This window comes from Nocardioides phosphati (assembly GCF_014646375.1).
GTDB classification, from domain to species: Bacteria; Actinomycetota; Actinomycetes; order Propionibacteriales; family Nocardioidaceae; genus Nocardioides; species Nocardioides phosphati.
In genome coordinates this window covers 872074-886329 of the sequence record NZ_BMNI01000001.1, presented here as the reverse complement: position 1 = coordinate 886329, position 14256 = coordinate 872074, and the positions used below count along the sequence as shown (strand labels likewise).

The following is a 14256-nucleotide window of genomic DNA, read 5'->3' as shown; positions in this document are numbered from 1 at the left end:
CCGCGTGCTCACCAGGCCGCGCGGCGGCGTCCGTGCGAGCGCGGCGCGCTGACGGTCAGCGCCGCGATGACGGTCGTCGCAGGCATCGCCAGAACCAGGCCGATGCTCGACGACAGGGTCATCACGCACTCCTCGGCGAACTGCTCGGTGAGCAGCAGGTCGAGCAGCGTGCGGTCATAGAGGGCCACGAAGAGGAGCGTCGTCAGCGCCGTGCCGGCGTACACGAAGACGATCGTGTAGATCGCCGAGGCGATGTGGTCGCGCCCGATGCGCATCGCGCTGGTGTAGAGCTCGCGGCGGCTCATCGTCTCGGACGCGGCACGCAGCTCCCACACGGCGGAGGACTGGGTGATCGTCACGTCGTTGAGCACGCCGAGGCCGGCCACGATGATCGCGGCGACGAGGAGGCCGCGGAAGTCGAGGTCGCCGGCGAACGTTCGCAGCGGGTCGGATGCCTCGGCACCCAGGCCGCTGAGCCGCGCCCAGCCGCTCGCCAGCTGACCGAGCAGCGCGGTGATGCCGAGGCCGACGAGGGTGCCGGCGAGGGCGGTGCTGGTGCGCATGGAGATGCCGTGGGCGGCGTACAGGACGGCGAACATGATCGCCGCGCTCGCGGTGAGGGCGACGCCGACCGGCGAGTGGCCCTCCAGCAGCGACGGGACCATCCAGCCGCCGACGACCGTCGCCGCGACGCCGAGGCCGACGAGGGCGAGCGCCCCGCGCTTGCGGGCCACCGCCACCACCACCAGCACGAACGCCGCCAGCAGCAGGCCGACCGGAGCCTTCCGCTGGGTGCCGAAGTAGGAGTAGACCGCGCCGCCCTCGGCCCCGGGCACCTTCGCCAGGGTCACGCGATCACCCTTGCGCAGGCCCGAACGGACCGCGCCCGGCTCGGCCTGCACGTCGACACGCGTGCCGTCGGCGAGCTTGACCGTGAGCCCGTCGCAGCCCTTGGGCATCTCCGGGGTACCGGACGGGTCGGCGTTGGGGTCGATGACGGGGCACGGATCGTGCGCGCTGACGACGGTCGCCACCGGATAGCTGACGCCGGTGGCGGCGTACTCCGCGTGGGGGCGCTTGCCGTCAGGCCACAGGGTGACCAGGCCGATGACCGTCGCGACCGCGACGAGGACGAGCAGCCCCAGCACCGCGTTGCGCGGCAGGCTCGACGTGCGGACTCCGGCAAATGCCGCGGGGTCGTGACTGTGCCCGTGGCCATGACCGTGGCCGCTGTGGTCTCCCATGGGAGGAAGGATCCCACGCGTGTGGGCAGCGACCGCGCCGGGCACGTTCTTGACAATCATTCTCAAGTGATTGAGAATCGTTCTCATGCTCAAGCCTGTCGCACGGACCGCCGCCCTCACTGTCAGCACCGCTCTCGCGGGCGTCGCTTTCACCGCGTGCGGCGCGCCGTCCGCGCAGGACGACGGCAAGCTGCAGGTCGTCGCGGCGTTCTACCCGCTGCAGTACGCCGCCGAGCGCATCGCGGGCGATCAGGCTGACGTCACCAACCTGACCCAGCCCGGCATGGAGCCGCACGACCTGCAGCTCTCCTTCGACCAGGTCGCCAGGGTCAGCGACGCCGACCTGGTCCTCTTCGAGCGCCACTTCCAGACGGCCGTCGACAAGGCGGTCGACGACAACCGCCAGGGACCGTCGGTCGACGCCGCCCACGTGGTGGGCCTGGAGCACCTCGCCGACGAGCCGGGCGAGGAGGAGAACCACACCGGCCACGAGCACGGCGAGGAGGACCCGCACTTCTGGCAGGACCCGATCCGCCTGGCCACCTTCGGCGACGCTGTCGCGAAGGAGCTCGGCACGATCGACCCCGATCACGCCGCGGACTACAGCGCCAACGCCGCGAAGCTCCGCACCGACCTGCGGGCTCTCGACACGGAGTACGCCGACACCCTGTCCGGCTGCCGTCGCGACACGACCGTCGTCAACCACGACGCCTTCGGCTATCTGGGCAAGTACGGCGTCCAGATCCGCTCGATCGCAGGCCTCTCCCCCGACGCCGAGCCGACCGCCCACGACCTCGCCACCCTGCACAAGGTGATCGCGGAGGACGGCATCACGACCGTCTTCTCCGAGACCCTCGTGAGCCCCAAGACCGCCGAGGCGCTCGCCCACGAGCTGGGCATCAGGACCGCCGTCCTCGACCCGCTCGAGGGACTGAGCACCGCGGCCGAGGACAATGGGGGCGACTACCTCTCCGTCATGCGTCAGAACCTCGCCCTCCTGAAGAAGGCCAACGGCTGTTGAGCACCCACCCTGACCTCGTCGTCTCCGCGCGCGGACTCTCCGTCGTGCTCGGCGGCCGGCCGATCCTGCGCCGTGTCGACCTCGACGTACGCCGGGGCGAGTTCGTCGCGCTGATGGGCGCCAACGGCTCCGGCAAGTCGACCCTGGTCCGCGCCCTGACCGGGCTGCGTCCCGTGGCGGCCGGCGAGGTGCGCCTCTTCGACACCCCGCTCGACCGCTTCCACGAGCGCCAGCGCCTCGGCTTCGTCCCCCAGCGCCCCGGCGCGGGTGGCGGCGTACCCGCGTCGGTGTGGGAGGTCGTCTCGTCCGGCAGGCTGACCCGCCGCCGCTGGCTGCGCCCCTTCGGCTCGGCCGACCGCACCGCGATCCGGGCCGCGCTCGACGTCGTGGGCCTGGCGGACCGCGTCGGCGACAGTGTCAGCACCCTCTCGGGCGGCCAGCAGCAGCGGGTGCTCATCGCCCGTGCGCTCGCCGGTGAGCCGGAGCTCCTCTTCCTCGACGAGCCGACCGCCGGCGTCGACCTGCCCAACCAGGTCGCCCTGGCCGACGCCCTGGGCATCCTCAAGTCCCGGGGCGCGACGATCGTGCTCGTGGCCCACGAGCTCGGGCCGCTGGCTCCCCTCATCGACCGTGCCGTCGTCATGCGCGACGGACGGGTCGCCTACGACGGGCCCGCGCTCGACGACCACGCGGTGCACGGCCCGCTCTTCGGCGACAGCCACACGCACCACCACCACGCGACCGACACGGGAGCGCCCCACGCTCCCCGGGTCGCCGCGCCGCTCGACACCGCCGAGGAGGGCTCCTGATGTTCTCCGTCTTCAGCTACTCGTTCATGCAGTACGCCCTAGTGGCGGCCCTCTTCACCGGCCTCGCCGCCCCCACCGTCGGCACCTACCTGGTCCAGAAGCGGCTGTCGCTCATGGGCGACGGCATCGGCCACGTCGCGGTCACCGGTGTCGCGCTCGGCCTGCTCACCGGCGCATCGCCCACGTGGACGGCGGTCGCGGTCGCGATCCTCGGCTCGGTCGCGATCGAGCTGATCCGTGAGCGCGGCAGCGCCAACGGCGACGTCGCCCTCGCCCTGCTCTTCTACGGCGGCATTGCGGGTGGCGTGATGATCACCGGCATCGCGGGGCAGAGCGCGCAGACGCTCAACACCTACCTCTTCGGAGGGCTCCTCAGCATGCAGCCCTCCGACGTCGTCATCACCGCGATCCTCGCGACCGTGGTGCTGCTGCTCTGCATCGGCCTCGGCCCCCAGCTCTTCGCCGTCGCACAGGACGCCGAGTTCGCCCGCGTCGCCGGCCTCAACGTCCGTGCCTACAACCTGCTGGTCGCGGTCATGGCGGCCGTCACGGTCACCGTCGCGATGCGCACGGTCGGCCTGCTCCTGGTCTCCGCCCTGATGGTCGTGCCGGTCGCGGCCGCCCAGCAGGTCACCCGCTCCTTCCGTACGACGCTCGCCGCCGCCATGGGCATCGGCGTCTTCGCCGCGCTCGGCGGCCTGATCGCCTCGGCGTACCTCTCGAAGGCGGCGACCATCGCCCCCGGCCCGACGATCGTGCTGCTCGCCCTCGCCTGCTTCGTGCTCGCGTGGCCGGTGGGCTCCATGCTGCGCCGGCGCGAGCGGATGCGGCAGCCCTTCGAGGCGCTCCCGCCGCTCGGCCACGAGGAGACCGGCGAGCACCCGCACGAGCACGGCGAGGACTGCGGGCACCTGGCGATCCCGCACGGCGACCACGTCGACTACGTCCACGACGGCCACCGGCACGCACCGCACGGAGAGCACTATGACGAGCACTGACCACGGCCACACGCACGGCGAGCCGGGGGCGCCCGTGCGGCCGACCCGGCAGCGTCGGGCCGTCGCCGAGGCGCTCGCCAGCTTCGAGGACTTCCGCAGCGCGCAGGAGATCCACGCGCGGCTGACCGAGCGCGGCGAGAAGGTCGGCCTCGCGACGGTCTACCGCACGCTGCAGCTGCTCAGCGACGGCGGCGAGATCGACATGCTGCGCACCGAGGACGGCGAGGCGATCTACCGGCGCTGCTCGGCCACGCACCACCACCACCTGGTCTGCCGCGCGTGCGGGGCGACCGTGGAGGTCGAGGGCCCGGCCGTCGAGCGGTGGACCAAGGCGATCGCCGCCGAGCACGGGTACGCCGAGATCGCGCACACGCTCGAGGTGTTCGGGACCTGCTCTAGCTGTCGCTGACGTCGTTGGGGACGGCGCCGCCGTAGCGCCGGTCCCGGCGGGCGTACTGCTCGACCGCGGCCCACAGGTGACGTCGGTCGACGTCGGGCCAGAGCACGTCGGTGAAGACGAACTCCGAGTACGCCGACTGCCAGGTGAGGAAGTTGGAGAGGCGCTGCTCCCCCGACGTACGCCAGATCAGGTCGGCGTCGGGGAACTCCGGCACGTAGAGGTGGCGCGCGATGGTGCGCTCGTCGATCTTCTCGGGGTTGAGCCGGCCCGCGGCGACCTCGCGCGCGATCGACTTCGTGGCGTCGACCAGCTCCGGACGCCCGCCGTAGTTGATGCACATCGTCAGCGTGAGGACGTCGTTGTGCTTCGTCATCTCCTCGGCGACGTGGAGCTCCTTGAGCACCGACTTCCACAGGCGCGGCGCGCGCCCCGCCCACCGCACACGGACGCCGAGGGCGTGCATCTCGTCGCGCCGGCGGCGTACGACGTCGCGGTTGAAGCCCATCAGGTAGCGGACCTCGTCGGGTGACCGCGACCAGTTCTCGGTCGAGAAGGCGTAGACCGTGACGGCCTTGATGCCCATCTCGATGGCGCCCTCCATCACGTCGAAGAGCGCGAACTCTCCCTGGGCGTGGCCGGCGTTGCGCGGGAGCCCACGCTCCTTGGCCCAGCGGCCGTTGCCGTCCATGACGATGGCGACGTGCTCGGGGACGAACTCCGCCGGGATCGGCGGTGGCTTCGCCCCGGAGACATGCGGCTGCGGCGCGGCGTAACGACGGGTCACGGGCCCAGACTAGGGGCCCTCGCGCGGACGGCGGAACGCGGCGTCGCTACGCACGTGTCATCGATATCGGCGTTCGACACGCGGCCGGATTGACGCTGGAGTAACTTCGATGATGCACACTGTGATCAAACCGTGACCTTTGACCTGCGAAGAGGACCCGTGGAGCAGAAGACCCCCAACGACGTGATCGAGCAGCAGCTCACCAAGGTGATGCGCCGGAGCAACGCGATCCACGTCAGCACCGCCAGTGGCGAGGTGGCGCTCGAGCGTTCCAGCTACGGCATCCTCTGCCTGCTCGCCGACGAGGGCCCCCAGCGCCTCGGCTCGATCGCAGCCGCGTTCCACCTCGACCCCTCGACCGTGACGCGCCAGGCGCAGGCGGTCGTCAAGCTCGGCCTGGCCGCCAAGAAGACCGACCCGGGCGACCGGCGCGCCACCCTCCTCAGCCTCTCCGACTTCGGCGAGCGCGCGATCAAGGAGGCGCGCGACTTCCGCCGCGGCGCACTCGACCTGCTGCTCGCGGACTGGTCCGAGGAGGAGATCGAGCAGTTCGGTCGTCTGCTGGGCAAGTTCAACGCCACGATCGACCACTGGGAGGACGGCGCGGTCCCGACCGCGATCACCGACCACCCGCTGGGCGAGGCGGGGCGTCCGGTCAAGGACGACTGACCCTCCGACGTACGCCGGCCGGCTCAGCGCTCGACGTACGCCAGGGAGCGGAGGCCGCGCTCGACGTGCCACTGGAGGTACGCCGAGACGAGGCCGGTCGCCTCACGACGGTGGCGCGGGTCGCTGGCGTTGACCGTCGCCCAGTCACCGGCCAGCAGTGCACCGAGCAGCGTGATCGTCTCGGGCTGCGGGTGCGCCGAGCCGGGCAGCTTGTCCTTCGGGCAGAGCACGCCACCGGCAGCCGGGTGGAACCACCGGTGCGGCCCGAGCTCGCCACAGCGGGCGCACGCGTCGAAGCTCGGCGCGTAGCCCGCGACGGAGAGGCTGCGCAGCAGGTAGGAGTCGAGCACCTGGCTGTGCGGCTTCTCGACGTCGCTGCCGTCGTGGCCGGTCAGGGCCCGCAGGCCGCCGACCAGCAGCAGGAACTGCTGCAGCGCCGGCTCGCGGTCCTCGGTGATGATCCGCTCGGCCGTCTCGAGCATCGCCGTGCCGGCGGTGTAGCGCTCGTAGTCCATGCCGAGGTTCGCCGGGAACGGCGTGATCGTCACCGCCTGCGTGATCGTGTCGAGGTTGCGCCCCTCGGCGAGCTGCAGGTCGACGTGGCTGAACGGCTCCAGCCGGCTCCCCCAGCGGCTCGTCGTGCGGCGTACACCCTTGGCGACCGCGCGCACCCGCCCCTGGTCGCGCGTGAGGAGCGTGATGATCCGGTCGGCTTCGCCCAGCTTGTGGGTGCGCAGCACGACGGCCTCGGCGCGATAGAGGGGCACGCGTTCTATTGTGCCCGGGTGAGCCTCCCTCCGCCGCCTGTGCACGCCCACCGCGCCGACGTTCTCTTCGACGCGGTCATGCCCGCGCTCCCTCCCGAGGCGCAGCACGCTGCCCAGGAGCTCCGCAAGGTCGGCTTCAGCGACTGGGTGATGTCGCTGTCGTCGGTCGCCTCGCTCGGCCTGGCGCTCTGGCTGGGCTTCTGGCGCCCCGCTGACGACGGCCTGCGCCACGTGCTCTACGGCGTCGACCTGGCGATCTCGGTACTCTTCGCCCTCCGCCTGCTCTCCCGCGTCTTCCGGTACGGCGGCACCTCCCGCTTCTGGGCCACCGCCTGGTGGGAGCTCCTCGCGCTCGTCCCGCTGGCGACGCCCTGGGCCGGCACCGCGACCGTGCCGCTCGTGGCCATCTGCTTGGCCCGCACGACCCGCGCGATCGACACCGGCGACAACGTCGTCGGCGACGCGGTCACGGTCTTCCTCATCGACCACTTCTCTGCGCCGATCGTCGACGCGATCAAGCGGCCGATCACCGTCGCCGTGCTCGACGAGGTCATCGACGTCATCAAGACCGGCACGTACGCCGCCAACGTGCGCGACGCCCTCGACGAGAACCGCCTCGAGCTCGAGGCGATGGTCCACGACCTCGTCATGGCGGACCCGACGACCGGCAAGCTCAAGTACGTCCCCTTCCACGACGAGATCGTGCGCCTGGTCTCCGACACCGTCCTGCGCGTCGTCGAGGGAGCCCTCGAGGACCCGCGGACCACCGAGCTGATCAGTGACGTGATCCGCAACTCCGCCGACCAGCTGCGCACCGCCATCCGCTCGAAGGAGTGAGCACTGGGCCCGCTGGCGGCGGCCTGTGGATGACGCCAGCGGGCCGGCGACGCGTTGGGTGAGGGTGTCCGGCATGACCGACGAGATCCCTCCCCTGACCCGCCCCGAGGACATGCCTCCCGTCCGCACGCAGGCGGACCTGCACCGCCACTTCCGTGCCCTCATGGGCCGGCTCGGCTTCTCGCGCACCTCGCTCTGGCTCGCCTTCTTCGACGAGGACGGCCACTCGCTGCCGATGCTCCAGGAGATCGACGACCTCCCGGAGCTGCCCTCCGTCGATGACCTGGCCAGCCTGATGCGCCTGTGCGACTACGTCCTGGGCATCGCGGGCGTGCCCGACGGCCGCGTCGGCTTCCTGCTGAGCCGGCCCGGCGGCCCGGGGGTCTCGGCGTACGACCGGGCGTGGGCGTCCGGACTGACCACTGCCGCGCGCGAGTGCGGGGTGCGCGCGTTCGCGGTGCACCTGGCCAACGACGTCGAGCTGCGTGCCTTCACCCCTGACGATGCCGTTGCGTGAACGCGGAAGCCGGAGTCAGCCGATCCGCACCGGCGTGGCGTCGGCGTACGCGCCGTCGACGGTGAGGGTGGCTGCGCCCCTCCGGGCAGCAGGTGGCAACCGGAAGGTCCAGCTCACCCGACCGCTGCCACCCGTCGCGTCAGCCGTGGCGAGGTCCCACGTGCGCCCGCGCTGGTGGAGCTGGATCGTGAGGTCCGTCAGCGGCTTCACCGGCGGGCCGTAGTCGCACGACTGACAGCCGAGCACCCCGTGGCAGACACCGACGTCGTTGCACCCGTCGACGAAGAAGCGGCCCGTCACCGTGACCTCACCCGTCCGAGGCAACCTCGCCGGGCGGCCGAGGTCGAGCACCGGCCCGGCACAGCTGGCCTGCGCCGGGGGCACGGTGGTCGCCGACGTCGCCGGGACCAGACCGATCGTCAGGAGGACGAGGAGTACGACGAACCGTGGGCGCATGTGGGTGGGACGTGCCGCAGCGCGCCTGGGTTCCTCAGCCACGCCCGACGCCGCGGCGGCGTTGCGGCCCGGCGGATCAGCCGTCAAGTGCCCTCAGGTAGCGCCGGGTCATCCAGTCCTGCACCCGACGCGACATCGGTCCACCTGCGCGCGCGAGGAGGCTGGCCGGGCGGGAGAAAGCACGAACGGTCAGGTCGGCGCCACCATCCGCACGGCGTTCGAGGAGGAAGAGCTCCTCTCCCTCCTCGGGGTGCCCGGGAAGCGTGCCGTAGGCGAAGCCGCGGCGGTCCGGCTCATCGATCACGTAGACCACCCGGCACGGAATCCGCAGCCGCATGCGTCCCACTCCGAGCCCGAGGACGACGACGCCGTCCCGCTCGACCCGGGTGCTCGAGGCGGTGACGCTGAGCCCGGAGCGCTCGTGCAGCCGCCAGGTCATCAGGAGCTCGGCGGCCTCGTCGAACGTGCGATCGCGCAGCGTCCGGGTGTGCGCAAGCGCGCGGTAGCCGTCGGGCACGAGGCCGCGCGTGGCACCGACCGCGTCGTAGGTGACGATCGCCGCCGTCAGACGCGCGATCTCTGCTGCGGGGAGCGAGGTGATCACGAGGGCATCATCCTCTCAGCACCCACTCAGGCGGCGGCTCCACACTCACCGCATGCCCCGCCTGCGCCATGTCGCCGTCGCAACCGCCGTCCTGCTGCTCGCAGCGTGCGGGCCGACGGCGCAGGAGCGCACCACGACCTCCGACGAGATCGCCCTCCCCCACCTCGGCTGGGCGGACGCCGACGGCCGCCGCGTCACGCTGCCGACGGAGCACTACCTCCAGGGCCACGCCCCCGACGTACGGCCGGGCCGGCCGGTGCTCGTGAACTTCTGGGCGAGCACGTGTGGGCCGTGTCGCGCGGAGATGCCCCTGCTGCAGCACCTCGCCGACGACGGGGTGGCGGTCGTGGGCGTCACCCGAGACCGGTTCGACGACTACGCGCTCCGCGCGATTCACAAGGCCGATGTCAGCTACCCCAACGTCCAGGACGCCGACGCGTCCTGGATGGACCACTTTTCCGGGCTCGTGCCGATCTCGTTCATCCCCAGCTCGGTGGTGATCGTCGACGGCAAGGTCACGCGCGTCCACATCGGGCCGTTCCACAAGCTCGGGGATCTCGACGAGGTCCGGGCACTCGCCCCCTCCTGAGGCGCCGGAAATGACGTACGCCGGCGCCCGGGGCGGGCACCGGCGTACGGGGAGGCGGGATCAGGCGCGGTTGACCGCGGAGATGACCGCCTTCAGCGAAGCCGTGACGATGTTGGCGTCGATGCCGACACCCCACAGGACCTTGTCGCCCACCGCGCACTCGACGTACGCCGCGGCCACGGCGTCGCCGCCGGCCGAGAGCGCGTGCTCGGTGTAGTCGAGGACGCGGACGTCGTGGCCGACCTGGCCCAGTGCGTTGACGAACGCCGCGATCGGGCCGTTGCCGCTGCCGGACAGCTCGACGTGCTCGCCGTCGACGAAGACACCGACGCGCAGCGCGTCAGCGGCACCGACGGCCGACTCGGTGTGGACCGAGTTGAGCTGCAGCGGAGCGGTCTTCTCGAGGTACTCGGCGGTGAAGATGTTCCAGATGGCCTCGGAGGAGATCTCCTGGCCGGACGCGTCGGTGTGCTCCTGGATCACGCGGGAGAACTCGATCTGCGCGCGCCGCGGCAGGTCGAGGTTGTGCTCCGCCTTCAGCAGGTAGGCCACGCCGCCCTTGCCGGACTGGCTGTTGACCCGGATGACGGCCTCGTAGGAGCGGCCGACGTCCTTCGGGTCGATCGGCAGGTACGGCGCCTCCCACGGGACCTCACGCACGTCCTTGCCCTGCTCCCGGGCGACCCGCTCGAGGTCCTCCAGGCCCTTCTTGATCGCGTCCTGGTGCGAGCCGGAGAACGCCGTGTAGACGAGGTCGCCGGCGTACGGGTGGCGCGGGTGGACGGGCAGGTTCGTGCAGTACTCGACCGTGCGGCGCACCTCGTCGATGTCGCTGAAGTCGATCTGCGGGTCGATGCCCTGGGAGAAGAGGTTCATGCCCAGGGTGACCAGGCAGACGTTGCCGGTGCGCTCGCCGTGGCCGAAGAGGCAACCCTCGACGCGGTCGGCGCCGGCCATCAGGGCCAGCTCGGTCGCGGCGACGGCGGTCCCGCGGTCATTGTGCGGGTGCAGCGAGATCGCGGAGACCGAGCGACGGGTCAGGCCGCGCGAGAAGTACTCGATCTGGTCGGCGTAGGTGTTGGGCGTCGACATCTCGACGGTGGCCGGCAGGTTGAGGATGATCTCGCGACCGGGCTCGGGCTGCCACACGTCGGAGACCGCCTCGCAGACCTCGAGCGCGAAGTCGGTGGGCGTCTGGGTGAAGATCTCCGGGCTGTACTGGTAGCCGAAGTCCTCGCTGCCGACGAGCGGCGACAGCAGCGACTCGGCGTACTTCATGACCAGCTCGGTGCCGCGGGTGGCGATGCCGATGCACTCCTCCGGCGTCACGCCGAACACGACGCGGCGGAACAGGGGCGCGGTCGCGTTGTACATGTGCACGGACGCACGCGGCGCGCCGACCAGCGACTGCACGGTGCGCTCGATGAGGTCCTCGCGGGCCTGGGTCAGGACCGAGATCTGGACGTCGTCGGGGATCCTGTCGCCCTCGATCAGCGAGCGGACGAAGTCGAAGTCGGTCTGCGAGGCCGACGGGAAGCCGACCTCGATCTCCTTGTAGCCCATCTTGACCAGCAGCTCGAACATCTCGAGCTTGCGGGCCGGGTCCATCGGGTCGATCAGGGCCTGGTTGCCGTCGCGCAGGTCGGTCGAGAGCCACCGCGGCGCCTTGGTGATCTTCGCGTCGGGCCACGTGCGGTCCGGCACGGTCACGGGCTCGAACGCCGCGTAGCGGCCGTACGGCATCGGCGACGGCTTCTGCTGGTTCTGGGTGTTGCTGATGTACGTCATGGGATTTCGCCTTGGTTCAGAGGGGCGCCGGCGCGCAACACGCTCTCCGCAGCGAGGAAGGCCGACTGATCAGGCCTCGCTGCGGCGACCAAGAAGAAGGAACTGGCGCATCATGACGACAACCACAGTAGCAGCGCCTCCCCACACCGCGCGCGTCACTCCTCGTCAGTCCTCGATCAGCAGCCGCCGGTGCAGCTCGGCGGTGAGCTGGTGGATCGCCCGGGTGATCTCGGTGTTGGTCTTCAGCTCGAGCTCCTGCTCCACGAAGTCGTGGTCCGCCTTCGCCTGCTGGATCGCCGCCTGCCGGTTCTGCCCGATCATCACGAAGGTCGACAGGAAGATCGCCTCGAGCGAGACGACGAGCGTCAGCGTCGGCCAGGGGCTCTTCTCGGCCACGAGCATCCAGACCGCGAACACGACGACATGCACGTAGACGAAGGTCATCGACCCCGCGAACGCCGTGATCAGGTCGGCAAGCCGGGCCTGGACGCTGCCGGCCCGCTTCTCGAGGTACGCCGCGACGCCGGGGTGCCTGCTCTGGTGTGGGGTGCTCATGTGCTGATGCTGGCACTAGATTCGAGGTCATGGCACGGCTCCTGGTGGTCCACCACTCCCCGACCCGTTCGCTGCAGGCCCTCACCGACGCAGTGGTCGCCGGCGCCCACGACGAGAGCATCGAGGGCGTGGAGGTCGTGGTGAAGGCGGCGCTGGAGGCGACCGCCGACGACGTCCTCGCCGCCGACGGCTACCTCCTCGGCACGACCGCCAACTTCGGCTACATGAGCGGCGCGCTCAAGCACTTCTTCGACTCGACCTTCCTGGCCGTCGGCGGGCAGCTCGACGACACCGGCTCCACCGACGTCAGCAACGAGAGCGGCACCACCGCCAAGCGCCCGTTCGGGCTCTACGTCCACGGTCGCTACGACCTCACCGGAGCCGTCCGCAGCGTCACCAGCATCGTCGGCGCGCTCGGCTGGAAGCAGGGGTACGACGTGCTCGAGGTCCTCGGCGAGGTCACCGACGCGCACCGCGAGGCGGCCTACGAGCTGGGCGGTACGATCGCCGCGCTCACGCTCGAGTGAGCACGCGAGGGTGAACGGGACAGGACCGATGGTGCGAGGCGTGCTGCGCATGTGCGCACTGACGGGGGCCTTCGCGCTCTCGCTGGCCGCCCTCCTCCTGACCAGCGGCTGCGGCCCCGGCCTCGGCGCGGACGTCGACCCCGACCAGGTCGACGCGGTCTCCGCACCCAGCCGCGGCGCGTGCCGCGTCCTCGACGCCCACGACGTCCGGCTGACCACCAACGCCACGCGCACCGTGAGCTGCAGCAAGCGCCACACCGCCGAGACGTACGCCGTCGGCGAGCTGCCGGCGGCGCTCGACCACGCGGCGTACGACAGCGAGGAGGTGGCGCTCGCGGGCTACCGCGCGTGCAACGACGCCTTCGCGGAGCACCTCGGTGCCGACGAGTCCGTCGTGATGCGCACGGTGCTGACCTGGCGGTGGTTCCGGCCGTCGGAGAAGGCCTGGAAGAAGGGCGCGCGGTGGTACCGCTGCGACCTCCTCGCCGGCACCACTGCAGCGGGGCACGACCTGCCCGCCCTCCCGCGGCGTACGGAGGGGCTGCTCCACTCGAGCAAGCCCGCCGACCGCTGGATGGTGTGCGGGCGGGGGCCCTCGGTCAGCACCAGCAGGAAGGTCCCGTGCAGCCGTCCGCACGACTGGCGCGCCGCGACGACGATCAAGGTCGGCGAGCCCGGCGAGGCCTACCCGGGCGACCGCGAGATCGAGGTGAAGACGCACGAGTACTGCCGCACGTCGATCAGCGCCTGGCTCAACTACGCCGTGGACTTCCAGTTCGGCTACACGTGGTTCCACAAGGACGAGTGGGAGGCCGGCAACCGCCGGTCGGTCTGCTGGGCCAGGACCGAGAAGTGAGGGACCCGATGCGCATCACCCGACTGCTCGCCGTGGCCGCCCTGGCGCTGGCCACCGCCGCGTGCAACGACAAGGCGCCGGTCGCTGCCCCGACCGTCACCCCGACCCACCCGCCGACCGCGAGCGCGGCCCCCTGGCCCTCGACGGGCGCCTGCTACCGCCTCCGGTACGCCGAGGCCCTGGCCGCCACCAGCGACGCCAGGCCCGTGGCCTGCCGCAGGGTCCACACCGTGCAGACCTACTTCGTCGGCCCCGCGGCGACCCTCACCCCGAGCGGCCACCTCCTCGCCATCGACTCCGAGAAGGTGCGCAGCCAGATGGCGACGGAGTGCCCGCGCCGGTTCGCGGCGTACGTCGGCGGGTCGGGTGAGCAGCGCCGGCTCAGCATGCTCTCGCCGACCTGGTTCGGACCCACGCTCGAGCAGTCCGACGCCGGTCAGTCGTGGGTGCGCTGTGACGTCATCGCGCTCGCCGCGGAAGGTCGCCTCGCCCGGCTCGACGGCCACCTGCGGAAGGTCCTCGACAAGCAGTCCGGGCGCGACCGCTGGGGTCGCTGCGCCACGGCCAAGCCCGGCTCGAAGGGCGCGCAGCAGGTGATCTGCTCGGCGCCGAGCAGCTGGCGCGCGGTCGCGAGCCTCGACGTGAGGGGTGCCGCGAAGGGCCGCTTCCCCGGTCCTGCGAAGGCGCGTGCCGCCGGCAGCGCCTGTGAGGACCGGGTGCGTGGCCTCGCGCACGACAAGCTGAGCTTCACCTGGGGCTGGACCCCGCCGACGAAGACGCAGTGGCAGGCGGGCCAGCACTACGGCTTCTGCTGGGCGCCCAAGAAGCAGTAGGG

At 71.4% G+C, this 14256-nt stretch carries 18 protein-coding genes; 11 read left to right on the top strand and 7 right to left on the bottom strand.

Annotated features, from left to right (window positions below):
• Positions 1-8: 8 nt before the first annotated feature.
• Positions 9-1244 (bottom strand): YibE/F family protein, encoded by a 1236-nt coding sequence (locus IEX47_RS04470; RefSeq protein WP_188782737.1) that lies wholly within the window; start codon positions 1242-1244, stop codon positions 9-11.
• A gap of 85 nt (positions 1245-1329) precedes the next feature.
• Here IEX47_RS04470 and IEX47_RS04465 point away from each other — a divergent pair, with 85 nt between their 5' ends.
• From IEX47_RS04465 to IEX47_RS04450, 4 genes are read left to right on the top strand one after another with little or no spacing between them, the layout of a single operon-like run.
• Positions 1330-2265, top strand: a complete 936-nt coding sequence (locus tag IEX47_RS04465; protein ID WP_188782736.1) for a metal ABC transporter substrate-binding protein — start codon at positions 1330-1332, stop codon at positions 2263-2265.
• Positions 2262-3074, top strand: coding sequence for a metal ABC transporter ATP-binding protein (locus IEX47_RS04460; RefSeq protein WP_188782735.1), 813 nt, complete (start codon positions 2262-2264; stop codon positions 3072-3074). Before IEX47_RS04465 ends, IEX47_RS04460 begins: the two co-directional genes overlap by 4 nt.
• Positions 3074-4072: a metal ABC transporter permease gene (locus tag IEX47_RS04455; protein ID WP_229662615.1), complete on the top strand. Its 999-nt coding sequence runs from the start codon at positions 3074-3076 to the stop codon at positions 4070-4072. The genes IEX47_RS04460 and IEX47_RS04455 overlap by 1 nt, the downstream gene beginning before the upstream one ends.
• Entirely contained in the window at positions 4059-4481 is a 423-nt protein-coding gene (locus IEX47_RS04450) for a Fur family transcriptional regulator (RefSeq protein ID WP_188782734.1), read from the top strand. Before IEX47_RS04455 ends, IEX47_RS04450 begins: the two co-directional genes overlap by 14 nt.
• Here IEX47_RS04450 and IEX47_RS04445 read toward each other — a convergent pair.
• Entirely contained in the window at positions 4468-5256 is a 789-nt protein-coding gene (locus IEX47_RS04445; RefSeq protein ID WP_188782733.1) for an isoprenyl transferase, read from the bottom strand. The two genes, IEX47_RS04450 and IEX47_RS04445, sit on opposite strands and share 14 nt — an antisense overlap.
• A 159-nt stretch (positions 5257-5415) precedes the next feature.
• On the opposite strand from IEX47_RS04445, the gene IEX47_RS04440 reads away from it, so the two are divergent.
• Positions 5416-5925, top strand: a complete 510-nt coding sequence (locus tag IEX47_RS04440) for a MarR family winged helix-turn-helix transcriptional regulator (RefSeq protein ID WP_188782732.1) — start codon at positions 5416-5418, stop codon at positions 5923-5925.
• A 23-nt stretch (positions 5926-5948) separates the two neighbouring features.
• Here the strand turns inward: IEX47_RS04440 and recO are convergent, their stop codons facing one another.
• Positions 5949-6692, bottom strand: a complete 744-nt coding sequence (recO, locus tag IEX47_RS04435; protein WP_188782731.1) for a DNA repair protein RecO — start codon at positions 6690-6692, stop codon at positions 5949-5951.
• 18 nt (positions 6693-6710) lie between these two features.
• Here recO and IEX47_RS04430 point away from each other — a divergent pair, with 18 nt between their 5' ends.
• The gene (locus tag IEX47_RS04430) at positions 6711-7529 is read left to right on the top strand and encodes an ion transporter (protein WP_188782730.1); all 819 of its coding nucleotides are present in this window, start codon (positions 6711-6713) and stop codon (positions 7527-7529) included.
• A 73-nt stretch (positions 7530-7602) separates the two neighbouring features.
• Positions 7603-8046 (top strand): hypothetical protein, encoded by a 444-nt coding sequence (locus IEX47_RS04425; RefSeq protein ID WP_188782729.1) that lies wholly within the window; start codon positions 7603-7605, stop codon positions 8044-8046.
• Between the two features lie 15 nt (positions 8047-8061).
• Here IEX47_RS04425 and IEX47_RS04420 read toward each other — a convergent pair whose 3' ends face one another.
• Together IEX47_RS04420 and IEX47_RS04415 are read right to left on the bottom strand one after the other, a co-directional pair.
• A complete protein-coding gene (locus tag IEX47_RS04420) occupies positions 8062-8502 on the bottom strand; it encodes a hypothetical protein (RefSeq protein ID WP_188782728.1) in 441 nt (146 codons plus the stop codon).
• A gap of 76 nt (positions 8503-8578) precedes the next feature.
• Positions 8579-9106: a DUF1990 domain-containing protein gene (locus IEX47_RS04415; protein WP_188782727.1), complete on the bottom strand. Its 528-nt coding sequence runs from the start codon at positions 9104-9106 to the stop codon at positions 8579-8581.
• A gap of 52 nt (positions 9107-9158) precedes the next feature.
• Between IEX47_RS04415 and IEX47_RS04410 the strand changes: the two genes are divergently transcribed.
• Positions 9159-9695 (top strand): TlpA family protein disulfide reductase, encoded by a 537-nt coding sequence (locus IEX47_RS04410; protein WP_188782726.1) that lies wholly within the window; start codon positions 9159-9161, stop codon positions 9693-9695.
• A gap of 60 nt (positions 9696-9755) precedes the next feature.
• On the opposite strand, the gene leuA is transcribed toward IEX47_RS04410, so the two are convergent.
• Together leuA and IEX47_RS04400 are read right to left on the bottom strand one after the other, a co-directional pair.
• On the bottom strand, positions 9756-11483 hold the full coding sequence (gene leuA, locus IEX47_RS04405; RefSeq protein ID WP_188782725.1) for a 2-isopropylmalate synthase: 1728 nt from the start codon (positions 11481-11483) through the stop codon (positions 9756-9758).
• A 165-nt stretch (positions 11484-11648) separates the two neighbouring features.
• A complete protein-coding gene (locus IEX47_RS04400) occupies positions 11649-12038 on the bottom strand; it encodes a DUF1003 domain-containing protein (RefSeq protein ID WP_188782724.1) in 390 nt (129 codons plus the stop codon).
• Positions 12039-12067: 29 nt separating this feature from the next.
• On the opposite strand from IEX47_RS04400, the gene IEX47_RS04395 reads away from it, so the two are divergent.
• From IEX47_RS04395 to IEX47_RS04385, 3 genes are read left to right on the top strand one after another with little or no spacing between them, the layout of a single operon-like run.
• Positions 12068-12565 carry a flavodoxin family protein gene (locus IEX47_RS04395; RefSeq protein WP_188782723.1) on the top strand — a complete coding sequence of 166 codons (498 nt, stop codon included), beginning with the start codon at positions 12068-12070 and terminating at the stop codon, positions 12563-12565.
• A gap of 49 nt (positions 12566-12614) precedes the next feature.
• A complete protein-coding gene (locus tag IEX47_RS04390) occupies positions 12615-13421 on the top strand; it encodes a septum formation family protein (RefSeq protein WP_188782722.1) in 807 nt (268 codons plus the stop codon).
• A gap of 8 nt (positions 13422-13429) precedes the next feature.
• The gene (locus IEX47_RS04385) at positions 13430-14254 is read left to right on the top strand and encodes a septum formation family protein (protein ID WP_188782721.1); all 825 of its coding nucleotides are present in this window, start codon (positions 13430-13432) and stop codon (positions 14252-14254) included.
• Positions 14255-14256: the final 2 nt, after the last annotated feature.